The organism is Labrenzia sp. OB1 (genome assembly GCF_001624695.1).
In the GTDB taxonomy this organism is placed as follows: domain Bacteria; phylum Pseudomonadota; class Alphaproteobacteria; order Rhizobiales; family Stappiaceae; genus Roseibium.
Genome location: NZ_JSEP01000010.1, coordinates 152186 through 179132, shown reverse-complemented (window position 1 = coordinate 179132; position 26947 = coordinate 152186). Strand labels below are relative to the sequence as shown.

The 26947-nt window shown below is 58.7% G+C and carries 28 protein-coding genes and 1 pseudogene; 25 read left to right on the top strand and 4 right to left on the bottom strand.

Features of this window, described 5'->3' with window-relative positions:
* Positions 1-185 precede the first annotated feature (185 nt).
* A complete protein-coding gene (locus OA90_RS15405) occupies positions 186-1574 on the top strand; it encodes an IS1182 family transposase (protein WP_068413674.1) in 1389 nt (462 codons plus the stop codon).
* A gap of 755 nt (positions 1575-2329) precedes the next feature.
* On the opposite strand, the gene OA90_RS15400 is transcribed toward OA90_RS15405, so the two are convergent.
* Positions 2330-2851, bottom strand: coding sequence for a GNAT family N-acetyltransferase (locus OA90_RS15400; protein WP_068413532.1), 522 nt, complete (start codon positions 2849-2851; stop codon positions 2330-2332).
* A gap of 19 nt (positions 2852-2870) precedes the next feature.
* Positions 2871-3488, bottom strand: coding sequence for a LysE family translocator (locus OA90_RS15395; protein WP_068413529.1), 618 nt, complete (start codon positions 3486-3488; stop codon positions 2871-2873).
* A gap of 98 nt (positions 3489-3586) precedes the next feature.
* Between OA90_RS15395 and OA90_RS15390 the strand changes: the two genes are divergently transcribed.
* The 4 genes from OA90_RS15390 (at position 3587) to OA90_RS15375 (ending at position 8933) form a co-directional block, all read left to right on the top strand.
* The gene (locus tag OA90_RS15390) at positions 3587-4462 is read left to right on the top strand and encodes a LysR substrate-binding domain-containing protein (RefSeq protein ID WP_068413671.1); all 876 of its coding nucleotides are present in this window, start codon (positions 3587-3589) and stop codon (positions 4460-4462) included.
* A 563-nt stretch (positions 4463-5025) separates the two neighbouring features.
* Entirely contained in the window at positions 5026-6531 is a 1506-nt protein-coding gene (locus OA90_RS15385) for an AAA family ATPase (protein ID WP_068413526.1), read from the top strand.
* A gap of 462 nt (positions 6532-6993) precedes the next feature.
* Positions 6994-8088 carry a DNA adenine methylase gene (locus OA90_RS15380; RefSeq protein WP_199823725.1) on the top strand — a complete coding sequence of 365 codons (1095 nt, stop codon included), beginning with the start codon at positions 6994-6996 and terminating at the stop codon, positions 8086-8088.
* A 65-nt stretch (positions 8089-8153) separates the two neighbouring features.
* Positions 8154-8933 (top strand): DpnII family type II restriction endonuclease, encoded by a 780-nt coding sequence (locus OA90_RS15375; RefSeq protein ID WP_199823724.1) that lies wholly within the window; start codon positions 8154-8156, stop codon positions 8931-8933.
* Positions 8934-9091: 158 nt separating this feature from the next.
* Here OA90_RS15375 and OA90_RS29525 read toward each other — a convergent pair whose 3' ends face one another.
* Together OA90_RS29525 and OA90_RS29520 are read right to left on the bottom strand one after the other, a co-directional pair.
* Positions 9092-9388, bottom strand: a complete 297-nt coding sequence (locus tag OA90_RS29525) for an XRE family transcriptional regulator (protein WP_244274644.1) — start codon at positions 9386-9388, stop codon at positions 9092-9094.
* A gap of 30 nt (positions 9389-9418) precedes the next feature.
* Positions 9419-9697 (bottom strand): annotated as a pseudogene (locus tag OA90_RS29520) (hypothetical protein); the annotation flags it as partial.
* Between the two features lie 74 nt (positions 9698-9771).
* Between OA90_RS29520 and OA90_RS15365 the strand changes: the two are divergent.
* The 20 genes from OA90_RS15365 to OA90_RS15270 all read left to right on the top strand — a co-directional run bounded on the left by OA90_RS15365 (position 9772) and on the right by OA90_RS15270 (position 26921).
* On the top strand, positions 9772-10083 hold the full coding sequence (locus tag OA90_RS15365) for a helix-turn-helix domain-containing protein (protein WP_068413517.1): 312 nt from the start codon (positions 9772-9774) through the stop codon (positions 10081-10083).
* Positions 10084-10250: 167 nt separating this feature from the next.
* Complete coding sequence (locus OA90_RS15360) at positions 10251-11090, top strand: ParB N-terminal domain-containing protein (protein ID WP_068413514.1); 840 nt, start codon at positions 10251-10253, stop codon at positions 11088-11090.
* Positions 11091-11244: 154 nt separating this feature from the next.
* Positions 11245-11709 carry a DUF1320 domain-containing protein gene (locus OA90_RS15355; RefSeq protein WP_068413510.1) on the top strand — a complete coding sequence of 155 codons (465 nt, stop codon included), beginning with the start codon at positions 11245-11247 and terminating at the stop codon, positions 11707-11709.
* Positions 11709-12191 carry a phage virion morphogenesis protein gene (locus OA90_RS15350; protein WP_068413508.1) on the top strand — a complete coding sequence of 161 codons (483 nt, stop codon included), beginning with the start codon at positions 11709-11711 and terminating at the stop codon, positions 12189-12191. Before OA90_RS15355 ends, OA90_RS15350 begins: the two co-directional genes overlap by 1 nt.
* Positions 12188-12826, top strand: coding sequence for a hypothetical protein (locus OA90_RS15345; RefSeq protein WP_068413505.1), 639 nt, complete (start codon positions 12188-12190; stop codon positions 12824-12826). Before OA90_RS15350 ends, OA90_RS15345 begins: the two co-directional genes overlap by 4 nt.
* Entirely contained in the window at positions 12823-13392 is a 570-nt protein-coding gene (locus tag OA90_RS15340) for a phage baseplate protein (protein ID WP_068413502.1), read from the top strand. The genes OA90_RS15345 and OA90_RS15340 overlap by 4 nt, the downstream gene beginning before the upstream one ends.
* Positions 13392-13796, top strand: coding sequence for a GPW/gp25 family protein (locus OA90_RS15335; protein ID WP_208986151.1), 405 nt, complete (start codon positions 13392-13394; stop codon positions 13794-13796). Before OA90_RS15340 ends, OA90_RS15335 begins: the two co-directional genes overlap by 1 nt.
* Positions 13793-14644, top strand: a complete 852-nt coding sequence (locus OA90_RS15330) for a baseplate J/gp47 family protein (protein ID WP_068413496.1) — start codon at positions 13793-13795, stop codon at positions 14642-14644. The genes OA90_RS15335 and OA90_RS15330 overlap by 4 nt, the downstream gene beginning before the upstream one ends.
* Complete coding sequence (locus tag OA90_RS15325; RefSeq protein WP_068413493.1) at positions 14641-15744, top strand: phage tail protein; 1104 nt, start codon at positions 14641-14643, stop codon at positions 15742-15744. Before OA90_RS15330 ends, OA90_RS15325 begins: the two co-directional genes overlap by 4 nt.
* Positions 15745-19023: a DUF4815 domain-containing protein gene (locus OA90_RS15320; RefSeq protein ID WP_068413490.1), complete on the top strand. Its 3279-nt coding sequence runs from the start codon at positions 15745-15747 to the stop codon at positions 19021-19023.
* Positions 19024-19033: 10 nt separating this feature from the next.
* Complete coding sequence (locus tag OA90_RS29035) at positions 19034-20113, top strand: hypothetical protein (protein ID WP_068413486.1); 1080 nt, start codon at positions 19034-19036, stop codon at positions 20111-20113.
* Positions 20113-20622, top strand: a complete 510-nt coding sequence (locus OA90_RS15310; protein ID WP_068413484.1) for a hypothetical protein — start codon at positions 20113-20115, stop codon at positions 20620-20622. Before OA90_RS29035 ends, OA90_RS15310 begins: the two co-directional genes overlap by 1 nt.
* A 161-nt stretch (positions 20623-20783) precedes the next feature.
* On the top strand, positions 20784-22022 hold the full coding sequence (locus OA90_RS15305) for a phage tail protein (RefSeq protein ID WP_068413482.1): 1239 nt from the start codon (positions 20784-20786) through the stop codon (positions 22020-22022).
* An 11-nt stretch (positions 22023-22033) separates the two neighbouring features.
* Positions 22034-22540, top strand: coding sequence for a phage major tail tube protein (locus OA90_RS15300; protein WP_068413479.1), 507 nt, complete (start codon positions 22034-22036; stop codon positions 22538-22540).
* A 10-nt stretch (positions 22541-22550) separates the two neighbouring features.
* A complete protein-coding gene (locus OA90_RS15295; protein WP_068413476.1) occupies positions 22551-22988 on the top strand; it encodes a phage tail assembly protein in 438 nt (145 codons plus the stop codon).
* Positions 22943-23167, top strand: coding sequence for a hypothetical protein (locus tag OA90_RS15290; RefSeq protein WP_156510515.1), 225 nt, complete (start codon positions 22943-22945; stop codon positions 23165-23167). Before OA90_RS15295 ends, OA90_RS15290 begins: the two co-directional genes overlap by 46 nt.
* On the top strand, positions 23168-25285 hold the full coding sequence (locus OA90_RS15285) for a phage tail tape measure protein (RefSeq protein WP_068413473.1): 2118 nt from the start codon (positions 23168-23170) through the stop codon (positions 25283-25285). It abuts the gene before it with no gap.
* The gene (locus OA90_RS15280; RefSeq protein WP_068413469.1) at positions 25282-25671 is read left to right on the top strand and encodes a hypothetical protein; all 390 of its coding nucleotides are present in this window, start codon (positions 25282-25284) and stop codon (positions 25669-25671) included. The genes OA90_RS15285 and OA90_RS15280 overlap by 4 nt, the downstream gene beginning before the upstream one ends.
* A 6-nt stretch (positions 25672-25677) precedes the next feature.
* A complete protein-coding gene (locus tag OA90_RS15275; RefSeq protein WP_068413465.1) occupies positions 25678-25917 on the top strand; it encodes a hypothetical protein in 240 nt (79 codons plus the stop codon).
* Complete coding sequence (locus tag OA90_RS15270; protein WP_068413462.1) at positions 25914-26921, top strand: hypothetical protein; 1008 nt, start codon at positions 25914-25916, stop codon at positions 26919-26921. The genes OA90_RS15275 and OA90_RS15270 overlap by 4 nt, the downstream gene beginning before the upstream one ends.
* Positions 26922-26947 lie beyond the last annotated feature (26 nt).

Below are 26947 nucleotides of genomic sequence, written 5' to 3'. Positions count from 1 at the left end.
ACGGCAATTCGTTTGTGAAATAATCGTAATGGTTGATTGTTTTTGGGGATTGCATTTTCAAAGCTCTATCTCGATCTGCGACACCTTTCCAAGGTCCGCAAAGGGCTAATTTCGTTGAAAAACTCCTGTTGTTTTAAGTTCTGAACGCTGATTCAATCTCCTTACTGATTTGGGAGATGCTGGCGATGATGGGGCCGAGGCAGGAAGCGCAAAGCGCGCTGTTCTATGAGTTCTCGATTGATGATCATGTCCCGAATGATCATCTGTTACGCTCGATTGACCGGTTTGTTGATCTCTCCGATCTTCGCAAGCATCTGGCTCCGTTTTATAGCTCGACCGGTCGTCCTTCAGTCGATCCGGAACTGATGATCAGGATGCTGCTGGTCGGTTACACGATGGGTATCCGGTCAGAACGGCGGCTTTGCGAAGAGGTCCATCTCAATCTGGCTTACCGCTGGTTTTGCCGCCTGGATCTGAGCGATCCAATACCGGACCACTCGACCTTCTCGAAGAACCGCCACGGACGGTTCCGGGACAGCGATCTGTTGCGACATGTCTTCGAGACCGTTGTGGCACGTTGCATCGAAGAAGGACTGGCGAGCGGCCAACGCCTTGCGGCTGACGCGAGTCTGATCCAGGCGGATGCCAACCGGCAGAACTCCTCACCTCAATCGGAGTGGGCGCCTGACAAGATTGATCCCTGTGATGCCCCGAGAGCGGTCAGGGAATATTTGGAAACACTGGACGATGAAGCCTTCGGCGCAGCCAGTGTGGTGGAGCCGAAGTTCACCTCCCATTCCGATCCGGCCTCTCAGTGGACTGGCGCACGTGGCGGCCCTGCCTATTTCGCCTATTCCACGAACTATCTGATCGATACCGACAATGCAGTGATCCTGGATGTGGAAGCCACACGTTCAATCCGGCAGGCTGAGGTTGGCTCCGTGCGAACCATGATAGATCGGGTGGGCGACAGGTTTGATCTGATGCCCGAGCGGCTGATTGCCGATACCGCCTATGGTTCTGGTCACATGCTAGACTGGTTGGTCAACGAGCGAGGAATTGCCCCGCATATTCCAGTTATAGACAAGTCCGGACGCAAGGATGGAACCTATGAGCGGGCGGACTTCACCTATGACACCGTAAACGATGTCTACATCTGTCCAGGCGGCAAAGAACTCAAACAATTCCGCCGCGCTTTCACGACGCCACGAGCTGGAGCAAACAAGGATGGGACGTTGCGTTACCGCGCCCGAAAGGCCGATTGTGATGCCTGCGGCCTGAAGCTGAGGTGTTGCCCTAAGGAGCCTCAACGCAAAGTCACGAGGTCGATCCACGAGCCTTCGCGCGATGTAGCCCGTGCCATCTCACACACCACCCAATATGCAACCTCGTGCAAGTTGAGAAAAAAGGTCGAAATGCTGTTTGCCCACCTCAAACGCATACTTGGCCTTCGACGGCTTCGATTGCGTGGACCGTGCGGCGCCCGCGATGAATTCCACCTCGCAGCCACAACCCAGAACCTCCGCAAACTCGCAAAACTCATCCCGGCCCCGCAAACCGGCTGCCCTGCATGAAAAAGGACCGGATTGCTCGAACTCAGCGCCCCGGTCAAAACCGCAAAACCATCGAGTTTTTCAACGGAATAGGCTCAAACCAGACCTTTGCCGCAGTTAAAACGAACGGCAGCAACCGTGTTTTTGTAACGCGCAAGAACACTTGGCACTGAAGGCTTTTCCGGGATTAGGTGGGATCAACTGATTTTTGGCGGTTCTCTGACACTTTGGGTGAGACCAGGCCATACAGGGTGCGCAACTTCACTTGGCAGCAATTGGGCCAGTCCGGCAGTGTGTGATTTGTGCCATCCGAAAAAGCGCAATGAAGTCAATTGTCGCGCAATTTCAAGGTAGCAACTTTTTCCGAATTATCGCCACAAGTTGCTACCTCGTGAAAAGCAGCAGATATCTGCGGTGGAAGGGGGAAATGCCCTGAAATCGCCTTATGCCAAGGTAGCAACTTTCAAGATCGGTGAATGGGTGTTTCAGAGCGCTTCAAACGTTGGCCAAATGCCGCCGAATTCCGCCCTGCCCTCGACCAAGCTTTCCATATTGCATGTTATGCGAATCTCGCCCCTGACGGCCGCATGCCGGGCTCGTAGCCTTTCCAGGGCGCAGATGCCGAATGGCGGATAGCCAATAACCGCTGTCACCGGTCAAGATTCTCCAAAGCGGACTGTCGACCTTCTTCTCGGGACTGGCAACTATGCGGACAAAGCGCCATTTCGCTGCGGCTGCACCAATGTCGGTTTATTGAACTTTGATCTTTGGTGATCTCAGGTTTCACCGGCTGTGTGCCGATAGATCAGAAAAGTACCCCGGTTTGGGCGTTCTTCTTTGCACACCAACTTGGCTCCCAGTTTTTCTGCAAGGCCAATCGACGCGGCATTACCGTCCAGAATGCAGCTAAAGACGGCATCCCAACCGAGGGTTTCGTAGGCGTATTGACGCGCCCGGACAGCACCTTCGTATGCGAAACCTTTGCCCTGTTTTTCTGGCACGATGCTCCACGTAATCTCGCGCTCGGGCCAACCATCTGGATGCCAGAGCCCAATCATTCCACAAAAATCACCCGTCACCTTTTCCTCAACGGCCCAGGTGCCAAAACCTCGGATGACCCAGTGACCCATCATCGCTGCGGCAGCGCGCCAAGCCAAAGACCGATCGAGCGGTCCACCATAGTATCTGGTTTGATCGGTCGCGTAGAATTTTGCGTAAGCGCTGAAGTCTCGGTCTTCTTGGAATTCTCTGAAGATCAGTCGCTTGCTCTCGATGGTTGGGATTTCAAATGTCGTCATTGGCTCATCTCCTATGAAGCTATTGGGTTGCGGCAGTCACGACACCTGCGGCTACAAGCCAGCCGGCGCCACAACGTGAAACCAGACGCTGCGTTTTCGGGTTTCTCAATCGACGCACTACCCGATCCGCCAAAAGGACCCAGGCTGTGGTCGAGAAAACCACAAGCCCCGCGAAGGTCAGTTCCAGAAGCAAAATCTGGGGCAGAACCGGTTGGGTCGGGTCTATGAACTGTGGAAGGAAAGCAACGAAGAACATGATGTCTTTTGGGTTCAGGGCCGTCACCAGGAACGCATCGCGCATAATGCGGGTTCGCGATGGGGTATCGTCGGAGCGCTCTCCTGATGTGGATGCGGCCTCGCTGATCCAAATTTTCAGACCCAAACAAATCAGATAGGCCGCGCCTGCAAGTTTCAGCACAAGAAACAAGGTTGCGGAGGTCTGCAAAATCGCCCCTACACCCAGAAGCGAAAGGGTCATCGCAACCATATCGCCCAGAACAACACCGGGGATCGCGGCGGCGGCAACCGACCTACCGCCACTGACTGCATAGCCGAGCAGCAGCATGACCACCGGCCCGGGCACGGCTAAAAGTGCGGTCGTGGCGGCAATGAAAGTAAGCCAGACTTCGATATCCATTTAGACCTCATCTGTTTGATTAAATTTTCTTTTGTTTCCTTGATGCGTTTGTGAAAATCAAATTATAATGAGTTACAATACCGAAGTTGAGCTACGATATGGATTGGAAGAAAATTCCCTCTCTGCACGCATTGCGCGCCTTCGACGCTGTTGCTCGCAGAAAGAATTTCACCGCGGCAGCGAGTGAACTCAACGTCACAGAAGCGGCGGTGCGCCAACATGTGCGTGGTCTTGAGCAATGGTTCGGAAAAGACTTGGCCGAACGCAGTGGCAAAGGAATTGCGCTGACTGAAAATGGTGAACAGCTTGCGGCGATCACGTCAGACAGCTTTCAGACTCTCTCCCATGGCGTGACCAACCTCATGCGAACGGAAGAGGACCGTCCTGTCACCATCGCCTTGCCCCCTGCATTTGCTGAGATCTGGTTGATGCCCAAACTGGAAAGGTTTTGGAGAGAACATCCGGAAATTGAGGTCAACCTCGCGCCGAGCCTTAGTTTGGCGGATCCACGTAAAGATACCTTTGACCTGGCGATCCGGTATGGACTGGGCGACTGGCCTGGGCTTGGGGCGACACCAATTGCTTCAGCTGAATACGTTGTCGTGGCAAAACCGGGCTTGGTCGACATCGCCGCTCGAACTGATCTGAACGACTTGAAAACATATTCTTGGCTGTTTGAAACCACGCGACAAGAACATCGCGATTGGGCTGAAAGGCATGGCCTCAACTTCGACGCTGACGTGAACCGGCACTATCCGACCAACTCGCTGGTGATTGCAGCGGCCCGGGCAGGACATGGGTTGTCTCTACAATCGCGCGCTTTGGTGCAAACCGATTTAGACCTAGGGGTGCTAGAAGAGCTATTCGCTGAAGATAATGCACCTTTGGCATACTATCTGGTGGCGCATTCGGACCTAAGAGCAAAGGCAAGAGTTTTTGCAGACTGGGCGCTGCGCACTTCAAACCACAATTGACTTAGGCAACCTGGTCCCTACTGAAAACGGACATTTAAACCGAGTGCAGCATAGGTGAAAATGGGCTCAAACCAGAGCTTTGCCGCAGTTAAAACGAACGGCAGCAACCGTGTTTTTTGAACTTTTCATATTCTACGTTATGCGAATCCTGCCCCTGACGGCCGCATGCCGGGCTCGTGGCCTTTCCGGGGCGCAGATGCCGAATGGCGGATAGCCAACAACCGCCGTCACTGGTCAAGATGCTCCAAAGCCGACTGTCGACCTTCTTCTCGGGACTGGCAACTATGCGGGACGAAACCGTCGTTCCTCGGATGTCCCCCTAATGACCGCTCTCTGTGGAACGGATAGCCCGGCAATACAAATCGCGTTCCCAAAAAACACTAGTTTGCTTTTCCGCCTGTCGGTTCTCCGAATTATATCGCGGCATCGCGGCTCTGCTTGGCCGGAAGCTCCTTCCTATGCCTCCAACAGTCTCGATTCCCCCTCGGAACATGCGGAAGGCTTCCTATTGCCGCGCGGAAGTGGAATAAAGGGATAACACAACTTTCGGGGATGGTTCACACATGCCAGGTTACATTAAGATACAAAATTTGAAGGGCATTGGCAGTTTTAAGTATACGATTCCGGGGCCAGGCCTTCATCTTCTTTCTGGTGCAAACGGTTGCGGTAAAACGACACTATTGGCGTGTTTGAGGCGGATCGGCTATCGGAACGCTTTCCCTGTTCACTTCGCGACGTCTGTTCAATCGGAGCAATTAGATAACTACAGCAACGCAACAATTGAGTACTCAATAAACGGTCGGTCAGTTGTTTACGGTTACCGAAGCGAACGCTGGACCCCAAGGCCACGAAGTGGTGCCGCATTGATCCAAGACTTCGGGTTTCCTAACGTGATTTACGCTGGTGCTGTCGCTGATAGGATCACGCCTAGTGCTCAAGATTTTGTACCAGCACGGGTCCGTCCTGCCACCGCAGACTTGATTTCTTCTCTAAATCGAGTCTTTCAGACAAATAAATTTAATCAATTGAAAGTGGTTAATCTGACGCGAGGGGCCGGTAATCAAGCGTATCTAATGCGTCTTGGGACAAGTGTGCCTGTTAAGTACCATACGGAAAAGAACTTTGGATTGGGGGAGCTATGTGTTTTGAAGCTAATGCTCTCTTTACATAATTGCCCGAACAATTCCTTGATCTTGATTGACGAGCTCGAAATGGCCCTGCATCCGATGGCGCAGATCAAGTTTGTCGAATACCTTAGAGAAATTTCAGAAAAAAAGAACTTAACAACAATTATCTCAACGCATTCGGCCTCTCTAATTAAATACTTTGGAAGAAAATACCTGAATTTTTTAGTTAAAGAAGAAAATGAGACGAAGGTAATCAAGAATTGCTTCCCGACATATGCTTTAGGTCAACTGGGTTATGGCGAAGAGCGGGCACCTGATTATCTGGTATATGTAGAAGATAAAGCTGCACGTAGAATTTCTGAAATTCTGTGGCAAATCTTTGTCTCAGAGAGGTTGGGAGTTAAGGCAGCGTACGCGCCTACGGTACATTTCGTTGAGATCGGCGGGATTAACAATGTGCTGAACATGATCGCAAACGGAGGCGGCCTTGTCCCCGAACGGACTGAAGTTCTCGCTTTACTGGACCTGGACGCGAAGACGGAAACGCTGCAGCAAGCGATCGACAGCAATAATCTCGCCACCCAACGATTATTCGCGAACTGCGACCGTCAACTGAAGTATCTACCTTGGACACCAGAAGTCGGGATAATTCAATATTTGTCTGCCCATCATGCGGATGCAGAACGTGAGTTAAGAGTGCATACAAATACCGCTTATCTGAGGCTACCCCAACCGACTGCAGAAGAGCTGGTTGTAGATGCGGGTGGGGCACAACGTAGAGCGGCCAAGGCGGGGCTAAATCGGATTTGTCAGGAAACTGCAGGTGCTGTGCCAAATCTTGATGCGGCCGCCATTAAAGAAATGATCTATAAGCTGTTCTGTGATTGGAGCTTCGTAGCAGAGAAGCCTCAAATCCAAAGAATTTTTGGACCATTTTTTTGATGATTGCCCTGGAAGTTTCTTCATAGCGAGAAACCCAAAAAAATGGAATTTTGTGCACCCTTTCCTGCGTCTCTGGGTGCACAAGCACAGCTGCGGCCTTGTCGACATTCTGTTAATGATTTCGGGTAGCAAAACGGCAGGTTTGAGCAAATTATACTAGTTGCAAGGCTGCTTTCGCCGATCAAGTGGACGTCCATACTTCCAATGCAGTCATTCATATCGATTGCAGCATCTGTCACAATGGGCTCGGAGCAGACCTTTGCCGCAATTGAAACGAACGGCAACAACAGTGTTTTTCAGATCATTCCATATGACACATTATGCGAATCCGGCTTGAAGACTGGCTGAGCAGTTCGTTCGCAAGGCCAGTTTGATGGAATTTTTTTGTGGCCGAATCAGCTATAGATTTGTGTAAGGTGGAACTGCGCCTTGCAAGCTAAAACAACAGAAAATTGATACTCTATGAAACTGCGTCCGATCAAAGTTGACGAATTGCAGCCGGCAATTTCGCCAGGCTCAGAAACGCCGACCGCGCTCGCTCGTGTAAAGCGATTTCCAGAGCTTCGATACATGGGCTCAAAACGACGTTTGTTAGATTGGATCCACGGCGTTGTCGACGCGCTCGACTTTGAAACTGCTCTAGACCCATTTGCCGGCAGCAACTCGGTTGCCTATCTGCTCAAAGCGATGGGGCGCAGAACAATCACGAGTGATTTTCTCAACCTTTCCGCAACAATTGGCAAGGCGCTAATCGAGAACAACTGTCAGACGTTGGACGGCCCAGCCCTTCGCCGCCTGCTCGCAAGGCCTTCTAATACGCACCATTTCATTGAGGAAAATTTCTCGGGAATCTTCTTCAACCCTGAAGACCTTCGCTTTCTCGACCGGGTATCCTGCAACCTTCGCCAACTGAACAATCCTCATCAACAAGCGCTCGCCACTGCGGCCTTAATGCGATCCTGCGTGAAGCGTCAACCCCGCGGGGTTTTTACGATTTCAGGTGATCTGAGCAGGTATGACGATGGGCGTCGAGACCTTCGCCTTTCCATCGAGGAACATTTTTACGAGCAAATTGAAGCCTATAACGAAGCGGTTTTTTCGAACAATCGTCAAAACCGTTCGGGACGCGAGGACGTCTTCAAAATCGGCACAAGGGGAGTTGATTTGGTTTATCTTGACCCTCCCTACGTGCCTCGTTCAGACGACAATTGCTACGTGAAGCGCTACCATTTTCTAGAGGGACTATCCTGCTATTGGCAGGGGTTGGATATCGACTATTCAACAAAGGTAAGGAAAATTCCGAAGAAATTCACTCCATTTAGTTATCGGTCCAAAGCTATCGATGCTTTCGATCAAATGTTTCGACGGTTCTCGAAACAAAAAATAGTTTTGTCCTATAGCTCAAATGGCTTTCCTGACCTCGACCAACTCGTATCTTTGATGGAGAAAACTAAACGTGATGTGCGCGTTTTTAGAAAGGCACACAAGTATCATTTCGGCACGCACAGTAGCGTGAAGAGATCTTCCGTGGAAGAATACCTGATTGTTGGCCAATAATGCGCAGAATTATCCAGGAATTCGACGATATCATAGAAAGCCTGTCTCCTCTCGACGTGGATTGGATGGATGATGTTGCACAATCCATCATGGACCGCATCAGCACTGTCGAAATAAAAAGTGAATACACACGAGAGGACATTGCGTCCTTAATTGAAGCAAAGTCTGGACCGGAATTCGTGGTTTCGCGCTTCTGTGTAGGACTTTTTCTCGGCTATTCAAAGGACAAGCTAGAAGTCGAACTAAAAGATCGGCTCGGCCCCGGAGGGACAGGAATTAACCGCTATAATAAAGATCGCGAAACATACCTGAATACCTTAGAAGAATTGGGCCTGCGGGACGCCATGACCGCAACGGTAAATGCAAAGCCCATTTGGAGCGACATACTCAAGGAAAGACTTCGTTCAGGACGCGGGAGTGCTGTAACAGGCTTGCGACGCGGCCGCGAACTTGAGGATTGGGCGGAGGAGATTGTCAGAGAAGTTTTTGAAGACAACTATGAGGCCCGCTGCTCTTTTACAGGCCCACGTGGACCTGCAAAGTGCGATTTTGCAATACCCGGGAGAGACCATCCGCACATTCTGATCGAATGCAAGGGATATGGAGCAACCGGCTCAAAAATGAGCGACATTATCGGCGACCTTGACGCAATCATCGAAACAAAGCGCCCAGACACAAATCTTCTGTTCGTCACGGACGGGCTGACCTGGAAGGCGCGAATGAATGACATGCGCAAGATTGTTCAGAGGCAAAACGAGGGCAATGTCACACGGATTTATACAAAGCAGATGCGCGATCAGTTTTTAGCAGATCTGGCTACCCTTAAAGCTGAATTCGGCATTTGACCTGCCGATTTTCTCAACACCCTCGAGTTTCTTGGGCCTGACTGAACCTGTTCCTTCACCGGGCAATGTGATTGCAATTTATCTCATTGCAATTTTTGACAATAGTAAATTAACCTGAAGATGTAAAATAGGCGCTACCATACCGGAGATTACAAGCATCAGGCCTGCTGTTTCCCGGTGCCGGGTTCGCTTGCTGCGGCCTTGAGGGATTTTCGGAGGCGGGCTTCCAGCCAGGACAACAGGCTTAGCAATTCGTCGGTGTCGCCGGGATCTTCCGCTCTGCCAATCAGGGTGTTGTAGGCGCTGGATTGTTCTTTCAGGAGCGCTTTGAGCGGAAGCGTTATGCCTTCTTCGGTATGAACCTTGGCAACCAGGCTACCGACCTCAGTGAAGACAACTTCGTTGATTGCTCGAAGTCCTGTACTCATCGGAGCCTTCGTGGGATCGACGTACATCTCCCCCTCCCCTGATACAAGCCAATCAGTATTAATCCCAAACTCCGACTTGTATCTAGCTATCACAGCAGCTGTCGGCTCTGCCTCACCTCGTTCGTAACGGGCGATTGCTCCGACACTAACGCCCAGCGATTCCACAAGAGTTGACCGTTCAGGGTCACCAAGAACACGCCTTACCTCGCGCAATCGAATTGCCAGCTGAGTTTTTGGCTTGTTTTCAGGTCTAGCCAATAATTTTCCACATAAAGACGTTTTCGTATTTACAAAAATCGAATTCGTCTTTATCCCTATTTTATCGGCACAACACATTGAACCGAGTTGTTACACACCAACACCAAAGAAAACGGCTTGCGGCAACAAGCCGTTCTCCAGCGAGGCCCCCGATGGCAAAGCCTAAAGAGGTCCCCAATGGCGGATGGGACCAGCAAAGCATAATCGCCGAACTGCACCGCCAGCACATGACCCTTAAGAAACTCGCCGAGTCGAAGGGCCGGACGCCCGGCACTTTCTCACATGTCTGGAAACGCCGTGTTTCGATCGCGGAGGAAACGATAGCCGAGTTCCTCGAAACGCCGAAAGAAGAGCTGTTCCCGGACAGGTACCCCATCAGGACCGCCCGAATCCTTTCTAGCAAATACGACAACTACGGCGCCAGCCAGAAAGGCAACGCGGCAACGGACAAGAAGGCAGCCTGATGCCCTGGCCCTTGTCCGGGATGCGAGAGCGCTCCGGCAGAGCCACGAAGCCAATCAAGACTTGCCACTCCTCCCTCAACTTGCCGGGCGGCCCAGACGGCCACCGAGCTGCTGAAACGCAGAGTTCAGGCCGCCCGGTCTTTTTTTCAAGAATTCAGAGGTTCGATTTGAGCGCGTATTCCTCCATCAAGGTTTCCCTGATCGATATTCCCGACGGACGGCTTCGGGACGTGGATCCGGACTGGGCCGAGTGCCTTGCCGGAATGTTTTTGGAAACCGGCCAGAAAACACCCATCGACGTCGTTACGAGTGGCAAACGCTTTACCCTGGTTGCCGGAGCCCATCGGCTGGAAGCAGCTAAGCGTGCCAAGTGGCGTGAGATCGAGGTCCGGGTTCTGGAGCCATCGGTCGAGCAGGCAGCGGATGAACTCCGCCTGCACGAAATTCTGGAGAACCTTGGACGCAAGGACTTCAACGCGCTGGAACGCTGCGAAGCCCTGAGCGAATTGAAGCGCATCTATGAGGTTTTGCACCCCGAAACCAAGAACGGCGGCAAACGCGGAAATCAGCACACCGGTGGCCAAAAGAGGCAGAACGAAGTTTTTTCGTTCTGCCAGAATGCCGCAGAAACAACCGGGCTCACACCTCGTTCTATTCAAATAGCGGTCGCCATCTTCAATGGCCTTTCCCCGGAAACCCGCGAACGCCTGAAGGGTACGCCCTTCGCCGAAAAACAATCTGACCTGAAAGCCCTTGCTGACATCGACGCCGAAGTCCAGGCGAAGGTCCTGGACCTCATCCTGGGCGAACTCCCCAAAGCCAGGACCATCGCAGACGCCTTGCTGATACTCGATGGCCGCGACCCGGAAACCGCCACCGACCGCGTGCTGCGATCCGCCTGCGACAACCTCAGCAAACTCCCAAGGGCCGGCCGCATGGTCGTCTTCAAGCTTCACCGCAGGGAAATCGTCGAGCTGGTCAGGCGGGAGGGCTGGCTCGATGAGTAGAAAAACCCCACGCGACGACTTCACCATCGACATGTTTTCCGGCTGGAAGCCGCCTCGGGTGACGAGATCACCCTGACCCAGACAGAGTTCGACCAGTTGAAGCGCAACCAGGCCGTCGCCGGTTCCTTCGACTGATCACAGTTTCGAGGACGCCATGCCCGCCTACGCCTCCCAGTCCGATATCGAGAACCGCTTTCCCGACGAACTCATCCTGCTTGCCGGCGATGAGACGGACGGCTCGCTCGATGCCGGCCGGGTGGCCTCGGCGCTTGGCGACGCCAGTACCGAGATCCGCGCCATTCTCAAAGCGCGTTATGGCAGCGGCGATCTTGAGCGCCTCGACGCCGACAGTCTGGACATCCTCAAGGTCTACGCCATCGATATCGGCCTTTACCGGATCGCGTTGTCCTTTTCGCGCTCCAACGACCAGATAAAGGAACGCTACGACGCCGCGATCAAGCGCCTGGAAGCCATCGCCCAGGGCAAGGGCGGCCTGTCGTTCGAAACGTCCGGTGGCGGCCCCTCTTCCGGTGACGACGAAGATCTCACTTCTCCGAACGAGGTTCTGATCGACGTCCCGGATCGCGTCTTCACCCGGAACCGTTTACGGGGGCTTTAATGAGCGTTTCAATCCAGCTCGACAGCTCCGATCTGGAGGAGGCCCTGGTTCGTTTGCGGCCGCTTCTCGAATTTGAACCCGCTTCAATGATGGATGCGATCGCCGCTCTTGGCGAAAGCCAGACCCGCCGGCGGATCGAAAGCGAAAAGACCGCTCCGGACGGAACGCCCTGGGCGGACAATCATGAAGGCACCAGCATCTTGCGCCAGACCGGCCGCAACCTGCTCGACAGTGTCGCTTCGAGATCCTCCGCAACGGACGCCGAATGGGGCGCTGCCTGGGAGTTCGCACATGTCCATCAATATGGCGCGGTGATCGAACCCAAGGACGCCAAGGCCCTGGCCTTCCAGATCGGCGGTCAACCCGTCTTCGCCAAGCGCGTCACCATTCCCGCCCGACCATTTGTCGGCCTTTCGACCGGGAACGAGGCGGAGATCGAGGATCTCGTCACCGACTTCCTTGGCCTTGGAGGTCTGAAGTGATCGAGCCCGTCCATATTCTCAACCTCATCGAAGCCGATCCGGTTTCCCTGGCGGCCCTGGCGATTTCATCCGTGCTGGAAGAACAGCTCCAGGGCGTTGCCGTCAGATCCCATCCCGGAAAGCTGGACATCTACGACGTGGTCAGCCGGGACCTTGTGAAATCACCCGGCATCGCGCTCGGCTGGACACAGATCCGCGCCATGCGCCAGACCGCCGGTCACTATTGCCTGCCGGTCGAATTCGCCGCCTATGTCGTGGTGGAGGATCTGGCGGACCGGCAACGCGGCCGGCGCTTTCCCAGAGAACGGGTCGCCCATGCGATCGGAACCCGGCTGCTCGCCATCCTCAACGATCCCGATCTGGCGGACTGGGGCCTGGCGAATATCGGCCTGCCGGAAAGCGATCCGGCGCCCGTCTTCCGTCCAATGTTCACCGCGACCGCCTACCAGAAGGGAACCGCCTATTACGCCGTGACCTGGACACAGGAGCTTGTCGGCCTCGGTCCCGACTTCCTTGCAGGCGCCACCCCCGCATTCACCGTCCCGGACGAGGAGCGCGGTCCCGGTCTCAAATTCCCGGACGATGCGGGCATCCCGCCCGAGATCGCCGCCATGATCGAGGAAGACCGCTCATGAGCGATCTGGCCGCCCAGGAACTGAGAACCTTGCGCCGGCTGTTGAGGCGGGCCGAAGGCCGTCTTGCCCGGCAGGTTCTGCGCGGCAAGGTGCATCCTGGCAGCCAGGATATGGAAGCGCGCACTGTGCGGCTCGACCTTGGTGCCGACAGCGACGGAAAGCCCCTGCTCTCCCCTCCTGTCGGATGGGCCGCGCCCGGTGTCGGCCGCCTGAAACTTCACGCCGTCCCGGCTGACAATGAACAGATGATCCTCTTCAGCCCGTCCGGCACGATCGGCACGGCAAGCATTGCCGTTGCCGGCAGCTTCGACGACGACAATGGTTCCCCTTCCGACAAGGCCAGCGAGGTCGTCGTCACCTTCGGCGGCACCCGGCTGGAACTGCGCGGTGACGACGCGCTGGTGAAATCCGCCAAGGTCGTGGTCGAGAGCCAGGACGTTCACCTTGGCGGCGAAGACGGCAAGCGGGTCGCCCGTGTCGGCGACCGGGTCGATGTAAAAACCGGATCCTCAAAAGGCCTCTGGCCGATCATCGAAGGCTCCAACACCGTGAGGGCGATCACCTGATGAAAGCCCTGCGCTACAGAACCGGCGTCCATTTCGAGACGTTCAAGCCGCTGACCGGCTGGGCGCATGTTGCCCAGAGCCTGCAGATCATCTGGACCACCCGCCTCGATGTCCGCGTCATGGCGCTGGATTTCGGCTCCGACCACTTTGGCCTGCTGGCGGAAGACGTCACACCGGACATTGCCCTCCGTCTTTATGACGCGCTGATTTCGGCCGCGCACAAACATGAACCGGAATACCGCATCCATTCCATGCAGCTTGTGCGCCTGACCCGCAAAGGCGGGCTCGGTGTCCGCCATGCCGGCACCTATTACCCGGAAGGCCGGTTCGGCAACTATGAGGACAAGGCAGATATCGAGGCGGCCGTGTCGGCGCCGCTGGCGCTTTACAGGGAGGCGGCATGATCGATCTTGACGCCCTCCCCGATCCGGAAGTCCTGAAGCCGATCGACTTTGACGAATGGCTGGCCAGGCTCACCGCCCGGTTTTCCGAGGAAGCGGCTGAAGCCGGTATCTTGTGGGACGCGGATCTCGCCAGCGACCCGGTGGTGATCCAGATTCAGCTCACCGCCTTTTACGCCATGCTGTTCGTTTCCTATGTCAACGAGGCGGCGCGCAATCAGATCCTGAAGTTCTCGACCGGAGCCGACCTCAATCACCTGGCAAGCTTCTACGGGTTGACGCGCCTTGCCGGCGAAACGGATGCAAGGCTCCGCCAGCGCATCCAGCTTGCCACGATCGGCGGCTCAGTCGGGGGAACCGCGGAACGGTTCAAGAGCATCGCCATGGGTGCGGATCTGCGCGTCCGCGATCTCGGTGTGTGGACCGAAGGCCGGGATCCGACCGTCAGGATCGCGGTGCTTTCCACCGATATCGGCGGCGATGCCGACGCCACTTTGCTGGCGGCCGTTAAAACCGCTCTTGAAGCCCCGGATGTCCGGCTGGTTTCCGACCGCTTTGAGGTGACGTCCGCCGTCCGTCAGATCGTTGACCTTAGCCTGACCGTGACACTTGCACCCGATGCGCCCGCTTCGCTTTCCCAAACCCTGAAGGACCTGATCGTTGCAGCCAGGGACGGTGAAGACGGATTGCTGGGCCTGGACCTCACCAAAGCCTGGATCACCAAGTCCGCGATGATCGCTGGCATCACCAATGTCCGCGTCGAGGAACCGCTCGCGGACGTGCCGGCCGGTCCGAACGAAGCGATCGCAATCGGGGCAGTCACTATTCTTGACGGAGGCCGTGACCGGTGAGCGCCGAGCTTCTTCCCTCCAATTCCAGCCCCGCCCAACGGGCACTCGCGGCCGCGCTCGATCTGATGCCCGACCTTCTTCCGGGCGTGGAGCAGATCCAGGGCTGGAAACATGTCCGTCAACCTTCAGATCTGCGGCCCTTTCTGGTTGACGAATACGGGCTCGCCGTCCTGTCGCCTTACCTTGCCAACTATGCCGACATTCTGGCGCTCGGTCTTCCCTGGTCCCGCGTCCGGGGCACGCACGCGGCCGTGGCGCAGGGCCTTGCCATGCTCGGCTATCAGGGAACGCTGAGCGACCCGCCCGCCCGCCGGCGCGCCTGGGCGGAATTCCAGATCGATCTGGACCGGGTTCGCGACCGGAAAGAAGATCTGGGGAAGCTCGCCGGCATCGTCAATCTGAGCATTCCGGAGCGGTCCACCTTCCGGCGCGGGGTGCATGGCTACGATGTACCGGCGGCCGAAACCGGCTGGGCGCGTCTCAGCGGTGCCTTGCTGTCGGACGACAGCGGTGTGCGCATCGACGGCGCGGGACCGAAATGGTCTTTCGGTCGCAGCATGTCCTTTGAGCACACGTTCAGCGAAACGGATCTGACGGCGCTCGACATCTGGATCCCCGAAATCGACAGCCCGAAATGGGCCGACATGGATTTTCCCTGGCAGACGGCAGGGTTCAAATGGTCGGACGATCTTGAGCGGGCCCGGCGCGTGGCACTGGCAACCAGCCTTGAGGAGATGCCGGTCTGGCTGCGCTTCGCGGATGCCGCCGACGCGACCATCGGCTATCGCAAGGCCGTCTGTCACGGTGTCGAACAGGGGCTTGCCGGCTATCCCTTCGGATCCGGCCATCTGGCACCCGGCCTCGACAACCCGATCGGCATCTACCTGTTCGCCCGGACAGACTTCGGCGACGGCTCGGGCAGCGAGGCCGCGTCCGTCTCGGTCCTCTTCAACGCCGCTGTCACCGATCCCGCACGGCCCGGCCGTCTCTGGCTGGATCCGGCCGGTCTGACGGGCGGCATGGAACTCGCCACCAAGCCTGTCTCCATCTCCTTCGGCGAAAGCATTCGCGAGCATCTCCAGTTCCTGATGAGGTTTTGAATGGCACACGAACACACATCCGGGCTTCCGGCCGTTTACGACCGCACTCCCTCCGCGCCTCCCGAACGCACCGCCCTGCTCTTCGCTGAAGGCCGGTTTATCCAGGGCGCGGAGCTGAACGAGTTGCAGGGACTTGCCCGCAGGCGCTCCCAGGCGATCGGCAATCTGGTGGCCGCGAACGGCAACAGGGTCAGCGGCGCGGAGATCAAGATCGTCTTCGACATCGATGCGGACGATCCCGAGGCTGCACCGGTCACGGCCAGCATCATCCTGCAGGAAGGACAGCTCTACGTGGACGGGCATGTGCTGTCGGTTTCGGCGACAAGCTTCGATGCGGTTCCTGTCGCCGGCGACGTGATCGTGGGCGTGCGCCGGGTTGTCTCTCATGCCGGCCACGAGGAAGACCCTTCACTCGCCGGACTTTATCCCGGCAGCTATGCGGAAGGCGAACCCGGTGCCTACCGCACCAACGAAACCCTGGAATGGGCCTTGCTCCACCTTGGCGGCGATGGCGCGTTCATCCAGGTCTACCAGGTGCGCGACGGCACCGTGGTCGATCAGACACCGCCGCCGGCGCTCGATGGCATTCTGGGAACGATTGCCCTCTATGACCGGGCGCGCGGCCCCTACATCGTCTCCGGCTGCGATGTCGCGGCCCTCGGCCCGGACGGTACCGGAAACCAGATCCTGTCCATCGCGGCCGGTGAAGCCAATATCGAAGGCTGGCGCAGAACGCGCACGGAAGCCTACACGATTTTCCAGCCCGAGGATCCCGATCTGGAACTGGTACCGGCCGAGGCCATCGCCTTCAACGACGGCGGATCGGGCACCGCGATCCTGACCGTGGCCCGGCCTCCCATCGATACGGTCGTCACAGCCGTTGTCACGAAGCGGGTTTCGGAGAACGTCTCGCGTGGGCCTGTCCCCAACGGCCTGGACACGCTGCAAAACGGATCGATCGTCCGCATCGAGAGCGTCACCCAGAGCGCGGTGACCTTCGACCCGTCCACCTATCTCCTGAACGGCGACGAAATCTCCTGGGCGCCGGAAGGCGATGAGCCGGCTTCGGGCAGCACCTATGTGGTCACCTATCTCTATTTCGAGCAGGTGGCGCCGGATGCGTTCGACAATACGACCGTCACGGTCTCCGGAGGCGTGACCGGCGAGACGACGCTGGTCACCTACAATTCCAAGATCCCGCGAAAGGATCTGATCTGTTTCAACATCAACGGCACACCCGAGATCATCAAGGGCGTGGCGGCACGAAAAGGCGCATTGCCGCCACGCCCTCCGCAAGGCCATCTTGAGGTTGCCGAGATCCACAATACCTGGGACGGCGCTCCCGCCATCGTCAACAGCGGCACCAAAGTCGCGACCTACAAGGAGATCCGCGCCTATTTCGATCTCGTTTTAAGGGCCGTTGAACAGCTCAATCGCACGGTAATGGAACTCTCCGTTCCGGACAGCGCGGCGGTAGCGGCCGACGGGATCTTCACCGACAACTTCCTGAACGACTTTTACCGGGACGATGGCGAAGTTCAGTCCGCCGCCACCAATCAGGGCGTTCTGCAACTGCCGGTCTATGAGCAGTTCGTGCGAACCGTCGGCGGCTTCGAGATCCTCGACTATACCGAGGAAGTGGTTTTGTCCCAGCCGCTGGCGACCGGCCAGATGAAGGTCAACCCTTACGCCAATTTCAATCCCATGCCGGGCGCGCTGCTACTCAATCCGAATGCCGACTTCTGGACGGAAACAGAAACCCAATGGACGTCGCCCGTCACCCGCGAATTCAGCGCCGCACCCGGACAGTCTCCCGGCCGCTCGACCATCACGGAGGAGGTCAGCCAGTCAACGCGAGAGGCGGAGTTTCTGCGGCAGATCGAGGTGGACTTCATCATCGAGGGCTTTGCTCCCAATGAGGAACTGGAAAAACTCACCTTCGCCGGGCGCGATGTAACCCCGGAAGACGCAGCCCCGGCCGATGCGGCCGGACAGATCAGCGGCACCTTCACGATCCCGGCGCGCACGCCAACCGGCAGCCAGCTTGTTTCGGCCAAAGGCATGGCAGGCGGTTTTGCGGAGGCGTCCTTTGCCGGTGCCGGTGAAATCACCGTGGAAACGATGCGGCAGGTGGTTCTCGTGACGCGCGCCGCACCGCCGCCCACCATCATCAACGTGACCAATGTGACGCGGGTTACCAATGCGACCACCGTTCGAGGCGAAACGGCCGGCAATGGATCGGGCCGCGAGGGCGGCATGAATGCCGACCCGCTCGCCTGGACCTTCGTCCCCCCGTTCAATTGCTTCAATCTGGGTTTCGACGTCGAAGTCGCCGCCGTCGGCGATCCGGCCAATGGTCTTCATTGCCAGCTTGCCAGGACATTGAACGGATATCCGACCAACGAGGTGCTGGCCGATGTGTTCGTGTCCATGACGGATGCTCAGCCCGGCGACATCCTGCGGCCGCGCTGGCGCTTTCCGGTTTTCACCAGTGCTTCGGAAAAATACTGCGTGGTCATCATGAGCGATGACAACGACCACGCCCTGAAGGTGGCGACGCTCGGCGAAGTGGTGCCCGAAACCCAGCAGCTCGTTTCCTCCCAGCCCTACACCAACGGCGTGCTTTATTCCGGCTCCAACCGGACCGAATGGATACCGCACCAGAAAACCGACCTGAAGATCGACATCATCGCCGCACGCTTCGACCCGGCCGAGAAGTCCGTTCTTCTCTATGAAGGCCCGGTCGAGGCGATCACCGATCTTCTGGTGCGCGGCACGGTGGAGCTGCAATCGGCCGCAACGGTTTTCCGCTACGAGCTGGAACGGGCGGATGGCGAGATAATCCCGCTTGCGCCGGGCCAGGCACTGGAATTCGACGAATACGTCTCGGAGACGATCAAGCTTCGGGCGGTGCTGAAAGGCACGCAATATCTGTCCCCCGTGCTCTGGCCGGGAACGACGATCGTCGGCGGCCAGATCCAGATCCAGGCCGACTACATCACCAGACGCTTCGCCATCGACGGGGATATCGGCTTCCGCGCCCTGTTCGACAGGCTTCTGCCGGCAGGGGCGAATGTCACGCTCTCCGTCGATGCCGGCGACGGCAACTGGCAGGAGGCCGCCCAGGAGAAGGTGCGCGCCCTTGGCGGAGGCTGGAACGAACCCACCCATGCGCTGGCCGGTTTCTTCGCGCCCAATGGCGGCCGCATAAAACTGACCTTGAACGGAACGCCGGCAGCGCGCCCATCGCTCGCCCGGCTTCGTGCCTACGGTTATTGAGGAGGCAGGTATGACAACCGACGCTGTAACCGAACACAATGCGATTCCGAAACCGCATACGGACAACAACCTCGACGTGGACATGGCCCGTCTGGCCCTGGCAATCGATCTCATCGACATGTTGCTGCATGCCGCCAGTGTTGCAATTGGCGGCAAGGCGGAAAGCCAGCACAGTCACGCGATCGGCGATATCACCGGATTGCAGAACGCCCTGGATGTGCTCACGCAGGCGAGCGCCAACCTTCCGGAAAACCTCTCCGACCTTGCCGATACCGACACGGCCGATGTCACCCAGGGCATGCTGCTGCAGTATCTGACCGGCAAGTGGCGGGCGATTGCGGCACGGGCGGAGTTCTTCGCGATCGATGCGATCGCCGGCCTGACCGCCAATAACGTCCAGGAGGCCCTTGTCGAGATCCAGACGGGCAAGGCCGAAGTGAGCGACATCCAGGCGGCACTGAACGATCTGGTCGGTGCGGCGCCCGATACACTGGACACGCTCAACGAACTTTCCAACGCGCTCGGCAACGATCCGGACTTTTCAACGACAATCACAGGACTCCTGGCTGGAAAGCTCGGCAAGACAGCGAAAGCCGCAGACAGCGACAAGCTTGACGGGCTCAACAGCAGCCAGTTTGTCCGCTCCGATGCAAGCGACACCATGTCGGGAAGCCTGACGGTGACGGGCAACCTGGCGGGCCACGGCGATCTTTACACGGGAAAAAACGGCGGAGGCGACAGCTGGCATCATTTCTATGACGACAACAGCAACACCTGGCGGTCACTCGGGTGGGATGACAGCCAGAATTGTTTCGTGGTGGAAGAAAATGACGGCGGCTTCCACAAGCTGGCACTCTGCGATACGCAAACGAGCAGCGGCGCGACCAACTTTCCGATCGGTCACACGCTGCTCGCATCTGGCAGAAGTAACCTGAACCGCAGCGCCTCCAGAGCGGTCTACCACTACACCGGCAACAGCGCGCAATATGTCGACAGCTCACACCCCAACCGGGGATCCGGTCTTACCGGCACCTGGCGGGCTCGCGGACTTGCAGATGGTCCGATCGCTCTTATGCAGAGGGTCGCCTGATGAACGCTTCCATTGTACAGATCATCGGCGTCCTGCCGCACCATGAGACCGATCACACCCTTGCGGACCTGAGCCAACTCATCGGAACGGTGGAATATGAAGTGGAATGGCCGAACGGCGAACGCGAGATCCTTTTTACCGGACTGAGGCCGGGTGAAAACAATGCCTGGAACCTTAAGGTCATCGAGGCCGCGCAGTCCTGGCTGAATGCAGGAGGCGCGATCCCCGAATGGAGTGCGCCGGCAGCCGAGGATCTTCGTGCCAGGATGCCCCCCTTGACCGCCCGGCAATTCCGGCTCGCTCTGGTGCAATCCGGTCGTACTCTCGACCAGGTGGACTCGGCCATCGCGCAGATCGCCGACGACATCGAGCGCGCCAATGCACAAATCGAATGGGAATACGCGACACAGTTCGAGCGGCTCCACCCCCTCATCGTAAGCCTGTCGGGCACGTTGGGATTTTCGCCCGAAGACGTAGACACGCTCTGGCAGGAGGCCCTGTCGCTCTGAGAAGACGGGATTGCGCAAGCCCCTTTCTTTCTGCAATATGACGCATATCCGAAGGACAAATCCCGTGGGCTGACGATCGTCAGCCCCTTTTTTTTGCGCGTCCGGCCGATGATGAAGGCAGCTTCAACTGCCTTTAACCCTTGGCCGGAGACCACGCTGATATGAGCGCCATCGTCCCCAATGTCGGTACCCGCGTCTTTTCGGATCTGACACCCACCGTCGCCTCCATCAATGCGCGCCAGACCTACATCGGCATGTGCCTGCCGGCCCCCGAGGCCGACAACTCCATTGAAATGCACAAGCCCATCGCCGTGTCGACGGAAGACGCGGCCACAATCGCCCTTCTGGGCAATGGCGTTGCCAAAGACGCGATCGAGCAGATCGCGTCTGCCGGCATCTCCACCGATGTCATCTTCAGCCGATGCCCCGAGGGCCCGGACGAGGAAACCCAGCTCGGGCACATTGCCGGCAGCGCCACGGAGAAGACCGGTGTCTGGGCACTTCAGGAAGCTCTTTCGGAAATCGGTATCGAGCCGGCACTGATCATCGCGCCGGAGTACAGCCACCAGCGACCGGGCAATGCAGCCAATCCGGTGGTAACGGCCGCCGAAGGTGTCTGCGCCAAAATCATCGACTGCTTCGTGGTCGCCGATGCCGATGGCACCACGCGCGAAACCGCCGCGACCTCGGCTGCCGACTTCGCCACCTCGCTCAATATCCTGATGGGCTATCCGCGCGTGAAGATCTGGAAGGACGGCGCCGATGCGACCGCCCCCATGTCCACCTCCTGGGCGGCCCAGATCCTGAAGCGGGATGCGGAAGCAGGCAACCCTTACAAAGCCGCCTGGAACAAGCCCCTGGTCGGGATCAGAGGCGTCGAGACCCGTGTCAGCCACCGCGACGGCGACCCGACTTCCGACAGCAATTTTCTCTGCCAGTCCGGTGTCGGCACGATCATCGAAAACAAGCTGCTGTGGGCGCCCTTCACCACGGCAACCGATCCGACCGTTGTGGACTACCGATCCATCAAGCGCATCCGCACCCGCCGCTCGATTGAAAAGGCATTCATCCGGGCAATGCGCAAATACAATGCCCAGGATCTCGGGCCCCATCTGGCGACACTCATCTACCGGACGATTTCCGAAGCCTGCGCCGAGCGCCAGGCCTTCGGCGCGATCATCGATTACGAGGTGATCTGGGACCGGGCGCTGAACCCCAATACCTCCCTGCGGGACGGCGCCCTGAAGGTCAAGCTGCGTTTCGAGGAAACGCCGGATCTCGTCGATCTGCAGATCTTCACCGAGCCCCAGCCGGAAGCCTTCGATCTTCTGGCGGAAAATATCGCCCAGGCCCTTGAGGCCCTCGGCGACCAGAACATCCGCGTAGCCAGCACAGCTTAAAGGAACCGAACATGGATAGCGTGATCTATGGCGCGAACTGGTATGTCGATACGCTGAACCAGCGCTTGCGCCTCGACACCGTGCAGATGCCGAACCTCAGCCGTGTCCAGGACACGATCACCCTGGCGGGAAGCTGGATGGCTTTCGAGAACCCCGGCGAGATCGAGCCCCTGTCGGCCCCCTTCTCCCTGCACGGCTCACATGACGACGTGCGTTCTCTCTTCGGCCGCGAGGCGGGCGACTGGACCACGTTCTACTATTATGAGCGCCTGCGCGACCTGCAGGCCGGCAAGAACATCGGCCGGGTCGTGATCCTGAAAGGCCTGGTGAGCGCGGTCAGCCAGCCCCGTGTCAGCGGCAAGCGCGGCGGACAGACCGAATATCAGGTCGGCTCGATCGTCGCCTATGAGGACATCGTGGACGGCAAACGGATCCACGCCTTCGACTTCTTCGCCAACAAGATCGTCATCAACGGCGCCGACTACAGCGCCGATCACAACGCGATCATCGCGGCCTGAGGCAGCATCCATGAACGACAGCAGAAAACCCGGTCTGGACGTGCCGCTTGAAGAGATCCAGATGCCGCCGGAGGACCTGACGGCGGATCTGGACAACACGGCCGCGCCATCCGCACTCGAACCCGCGCCGGAAGTGCCGGTTGATATCGCGGATCTCGATTTCCAGTCCGATCCGGCAACACGTCTTGCCGAGGTGCCGCTCAGTCATCCGTTCAAGTGGTCCGGACGCACAGTGAAGAGCATCACCGTGCGCCGGCTGACCGTCGCGAAAGTCGGGCAGATCGCCTCCAAAATGCGCGACGGCAAGCTGGACCTCTATGAGATCTACGCCGCCCAGACCGGACTGCCGGCCGCCGTGCTGCGCGGCCTGATGGACGATGACGGCGATGCGGTAAGCGAACGGTGCCTGGATTTTTTTCCGCGCGTCTTCCGGGCGGACGACGCCTGAGAGCGCGTCCGGAAGACTGGCGGCGCATCGCCGCCCGCACGGCCGCCATCCTTCACACGCCCCTTCACCAGGTGCTCGGCTGGGAATGGACCGAGTGCCTGCTGTGGTGGAAAGAGGCCGACGACATCCACGGCGAGACCTTTGGCCTGATGACCGGAACTGACAAGGCGGAGACTTGAATGGACGTTTCGCTAAAGCTGCGCCTTGACTACAAGGATCGCGGCGCCCGCCGTGCCAAGAAAGACCTTCAGGAGATTGACCGGGCGGCCGACCGGCTCGACGGCTCCGGCACCCGCAAGCTCGGCCGGGATCTCGACAAGATCAGCGGCAATGCCCGCAAAGCGGCCACCGCCCTGGAACTGCCCGCCAACAAGATGCGCGCGCTCAACGCCCAGAAAACCGACCGGGTGGAACGGGAGCTGAAGCAGCTTGGCAATGCGGCGACGCAGGCGGGCAACAGGTTGAGGACAATCGACCGCACCAAGTTCCGGGCGCTGCATGGCGAGGTGGATCGCGCGACGAGAAAAGTGGACGGGCTCGGGCGCCGGGTCGCGGACCAGGGCGCGGTCGTCGTTCCGGCAAAGCGCCTGACGGGCGTGATGGGCGGGCTGGAAACGACCGCCGGCCGCGCCTTCGGCGCCCTGGCGGCCTTCGCGGCCGTCGATAATATCGTGCGCGGTTTAAACCAACTTGAAAAGGGCTTTAACTCCGTGGACGACGCGGCCGCCCGCGTGGCCGTGACCGCCGAAATGCGCGACCCGGAAGTGGTCAAGGCGATCAAGGCGGAAAACACCCGTGTCGCCATGCGCTTCGGCCAGGATACGGAAGCGGTCAACGCCGCCCGGAACGTGTTCGCGGCGGCGAACTTCCCCGTTGCACGCCAGAACGCCCTCCTCATGCCGGTCGGTAAAACCGCCTTCGCCTCGGGCTCAGAGCCCGAAATCATCGCCCGTGCCGTAACCGCCGCGATCAACAATCTCGGGATCAAGGAAAATCAGGTTCCGGCCTTCCTCGACCAGATCGTCAAGGGCGGCAAGGAAGGTGAATTCGAAATCGAGGCGATGGCGAAATACTTCCCGGAGCTGGGTGCGCTTTACAGCGCCAGCGGCCGCTCCGGACTGGACGCCTCGGCCGAGCTGGTGGCCCTCGCCCAGGTCGTGCGCAAAGGCGCCGGCATGGAAGCGGGCGCGGCAACCAACCTGCAGAACCTCCTGTCGAAAATGGCTTCACCGGAGACCGTCAAAAATTTCGAGGAAAAGGGCGTGGATCTCAGAGCCGTTTCCGGGCGGGCGCAGGAACAGGGAACGCCCTATATCCTGGCGCTTCTCGATGAGGTTCAACGCCTGACCGGCGGCAACGAATTTGCCATTGGCGAACTCTTCGGCGACATGCAGGCCAAATCCGCCCTGCGGCCCCTCCTGAACAACCGCGCTTTCTACAATCAGGCTTACGCAGCCATCCGCAACAAGTCAGAGGGCATCGTCGATCTCGACGCCGGCTTTCTGGAGAACACGCCCAAGGCGCAATCGGATCGCAGGAAAGCAGCCTTGACCAAGAGCGGCCGCACGGCAGGCTCCCTTTGGGGCGGCATCACCAATCCGCTCATCGAGGAGTTCATCGGCTGGATCAACCCGGCCTTCCGCAGGCAGGAGGAAAGCATCGCCAACACCGGCCGGCTCAAGTCGGTCGATACCGGGGCGCTCCAATTGGAAATCGAGGAGTTGAAGGGCCAGATCGAGAACCGGCCGGAATCCCGTTTCGGCCTGCCGGATACGGCCCGCCTGCCCCTGGAACTGCGGCTGAAGGAACTGGAGTGGCAGTTGCAACAGGCCCGCCAGCTCCAGGGTGGGGGCGAGCCGCAATCTCCAGCGCCCGGAGGCGTCCCCGCGCCGCGCGCCAAACCTGGTACCGCGAACCTTGAACGCCTGGTACCCGGTCCGCAGTCCTTCCGGGAAGCTGGCGACAAGGCCGGGTCGGAGTTTGCCGATGCGCTCACAGAAGAGGCCGGCAAGGCAACCGCGATCGCCGATCAGCTGAAGGCCCGTTTTTCCTTCACCGCCACGCCGAAGATCAATCCGAGTTTCTCCGGTGCCGACCCGATCTCGCACAGGGAGCGCGGTCCGGGGCGGTCCTTCAAATCGGTGCCGGCTGCGCCTGCTCCCGCCCTGAAGATCCAGAACACTTTCAACCAGGTGCGCGATCCGGAACGGGCCGCCCGCGAAGCACAGCGCATGCAAAACCGGGCCATCCGCACCGCCCGCGCCCGTGCGCTGCATGACACCGGAGACTTCGCATGACGTCGCTCGTGTCCATCGGCGCCGCCCAGCTCAAGGTCATCGGTCTCAATCCGCAGCATGTGAGCCAGGCAAGCGAGACCCGCGTGCCCGGCCGGGCGACCTTCACCGGCATGGATTATCAATTGACCGGGATCGGCGAGCGCTCCGCCAGGCTGGAAGTCCTCACCCTTCCCTTTGTCTTCGGCGGCATGGACGCCCTAGGTTGGCTGCAAACGCAGCACACCGCGCAATTGCCGGTGCTTTATCTGCGTCTCGGCGCCAATCTGGCCGCCGACAATCTCGGTCTGGTCGTCATCCGCGAGCTTTACATGGATGAAGACCGCTTCCATCCGTTCACCGGCCGGGGCCGGTCCCTCAACGCCGAAATCGGCCTGGTCTTCGTGTGAGGCAACATGACCGATAATCCAGTCACCACCTACACGGTCACGGAAGACGCGGAGCGGATCGACCGCGTTGCCCGCGATCTTTACGGCAGCGAACGCGGCGCGACCACGGAGACGCTGCTCACCGCCAACCGGCGCCTTTCCGGCGACAAGAAAAACCCGGCCGGCGACGTTGCCTTCGGCACAATCCTAAGCGTGCCCGCAGCCCCCGAAGCCGCAGATGAAACCCCGGTGAGGCCCTGGGAATGATCGCCCGTCCCTTTGTGATCGTCTCCGGGCCCACAAGCGCCAATCTCGTTCCCTTCTGGGGCAGCGATCTGCTCAGTGTGTCCATCACCGATCAGGCCGGATACGAAAGCGACGAGGCTGTGCTGACATTCAAGGCCCCGCCCTTTTCTCCGCCCCCCAAGGGTACGCGCTATTCCATCAAGGCCGGGTTTGTACCCGGCGCGGCGGCGGACTTCGGCAGCTTCACGGTCAGCCGCACGGCCTTCGGCGGCTCGGCCGAGGATGGCGAGACGATGGAGGTGCATTGCCGGGCGGCTGATTTCATCGACAAGATGAAGGCCAGCGGCTCAAAACACTACGACCCCGAGGGCGGGTTCGGCACCGCCGGGAAGATCTTCGAGAGCCTGGCGGCCGAGGCCGGCGTTTCCGCGCTTGTCAGCCCGGTGATCGCGTCGATCGAGATCCCCTACCGGATGCGGCTGAACCAGAGCCTGCTGGATTTCGCCACCGAGCTGGCCGACGAGATCGGCGCGGTCGTCAAGCCCCAGGCCGGCAAGCTGGTCGTCCTGGAGCGGGGCAAGGCGCAATCGGGCTCGGGCAAGGATCTGCCGCCGATCCTGATCGACCGGCGCCGGGTCTATGGCTGGGATGTCGATATCGAGGAACGGCCGGCGCATGAGAAGACCGAAACCAGCTGGTACGACCCGAAGAAAGGCCGGGTGGGGCGGGAAAACCAGTCGTTCGGTGAGACAGGCGGGCCGTTCAGCGCGCTTCACCTGACGCCCAGCCAGGCGGAAGCAAAAAAGACCGCCGCGACAATGGTGACGGCCCTCACCCGTTGGAGCGGCACGGGCTCATTTGAGATGCGCGGCAACCCTGCGGCGGTTGCCGGTGCGCCGGTCATACTTACCGGCTTCGGGACGGCGATCGGGGCCATCCAGTGGGTCGCCAGCAGCGTCAGTCACACGATCGACCCGGAAGGCGGTGGCTGGGTGACGATGGTGGAAGTGGAGACGAGGGAGTGAGCTGGAAATTGATGGACAAGCCTGCA

Excerpts from the sequence above, each read along its gene's own strand:
- OA90_RS15405 (WP_068413674.1), top strand. The coding sequence starts at position 186 with ATGATGGGGCCGAGGCAGGAAGCGCAAAGCGCGCTGTTCTATGAGTTC.
- OA90_RS15400 (WP_068413532.1), bottom strand. The coding sequence starts at position 2,851 with ATGACGACATTTGAAATCCCAACCATCGAGAGCAAGCGACTGATCTTC.
- OA90_RS15395 (WP_068413529.1), bottom strand. The coding sequence starts at position 3,488 with ATGGATATCGAAGTCTGGCTTACTTTCATTGCCGCCACGACCGCACTT.
- OA90_RS15390 (WP_068413671.1), top strand. The coding sequence starts at position 3,587 with ATGGATTGGAAGAAAATTCCCTCTCTGCACGCATTGCGCGCCTTCGAC.
- OA90_RS15385 (WP_068413526.1), top strand. The coding sequence starts at position 5,026 with ATGCCAGGTTACATTAAGATACAAAATTTGAAGGGCATTGGCAGTTTT.
- OA90_RS15380 (WP_199823725.1), top strand. The coding sequence starts at position 6,994 with ATGAAACTGCGTCCGATCAAAGTTGACGAATTGCAGCCGGCAATTTCG.
- OA90_RS15375 (WP_199823724.1), top strand. The coding sequence starts at position 8,154 with ATGGATGATGTTGCACAATCCATCATGGACCGCATCAGCACTGTCGAA.
- OA90_RS29525 (WP_244274644.1), bottom strand. The coding sequence starts at position 9,388 with ATGTACGTCGATCCCACGAAGGCTCCGATGAGTACAGGACTTCGAGCA.
- OA90_RS15365 (WP_068413517.1), top strand. The coding sequence starts at position 9,772 with ATGGCAAAGCCTAAAGAGGTCCCCAATGGCGGATGGGACCAGCAAAGC.
- OA90_RS15355 (WP_068413510.1), top strand. The coding sequence starts at position 11,245 with ATGCCCGCCTACGCCTCCCAGTCCGATATCGAGAACCGCTTTCCCGAC.
- OA90_RS15350 (WP_068413508.1), top strand. The coding sequence starts at position 11,709 with ATGAGCGTTTCAATCCAGCTCGACAGCTCCGATCTGGAGGAGGCCCTG.
- OA90_RS15340 (WP_068413502.1), top strand. The coding sequence starts at position 12,823 with ATGAGCGATCTGGCCGCCCAGGAACTGAGAACCTTGCGCCGGCTGTTG.
- OA90_RS15335 (WP_208986151.1), top strand. The coding sequence starts at position 13,392 with ATGAAAGCCCTGCGCTACAGAACCGGCGTCCATTTCGAGACGTTCAAG.
- OA90_RS15330 (WP_068413496.1), top strand. The coding sequence starts at position 13,793 with ATGATCGATCTTGACGCCCTCCCCGATCCGGAAGTCCTGAAGCCGATC.
- OA90_RS15320 (WP_068413490.1), top strand. The coding sequence starts at position 15,745 with ATGGCACACGAACACACATCCGGGCTTCCGGCCGTTTACGACCGCACT.
- OA90_RS29035 (WP_068413486.1), top strand. The coding sequence starts at position 19,034 with ATGACAACCGACGCTGTAACCGAACACAATGCGATTCCGAAACCGCAT.
- OA90_RS15310 (WP_068413484.1), top strand. The coding sequence starts at position 20,113 with ATGAACGCTTCCATTGTACAGATCATCGGCGTCCTGCCGCACCATGAG.
- OA90_RS15305 (WP_068413482.1), top strand. The coding sequence starts at position 20,784 with ATGAGCGCCATCGTCCCCAATGTCGGTACCCGCGTCTTTTCGGATCTG.
- OA90_RS15300 (WP_068413479.1), top strand. The coding sequence starts at position 22,034 with ATGGATAGCGTGATCTATGGCGCGAACTGGTATGTCGATACGCTGAAC.
- OA90_RS15295 (WP_068413476.1), top strand. The coding sequence starts at position 22,551 with ATGAACGACAGCAGAAAACCCGGTCTGGACGTGCCGCTTGAAGAGATC.
- OA90_RS15285 (WP_068413473.1), top strand. The coding sequence starts at position 23,168 with ATGGACGTTTCGCTAAAGCTGCGCCTTGACTACAAGGATCGCGGCGCC.
- OA90_RS15280 (WP_068413469.1), top strand. The coding sequence starts at position 25,282 with ATGACGTCGCTCGTGTCCATCGGCGCCGCCCAGCTCAAGGTCATCGGT.
- OA90_RS15275 (WP_068413465.1), top strand. The coding sequence starts at position 25,678 with ATGACCGATAATCCAGTCACCACCTACACGGTCACGGAAGACGCGGAG.
- OA90_RS15270 (WP_068413462.1), top strand. The coding sequence starts at position 25,914 with ATGATCGCCCGTCCCTTTGTGATCGTCTCCGGGCCCACAAGCGCCAAT.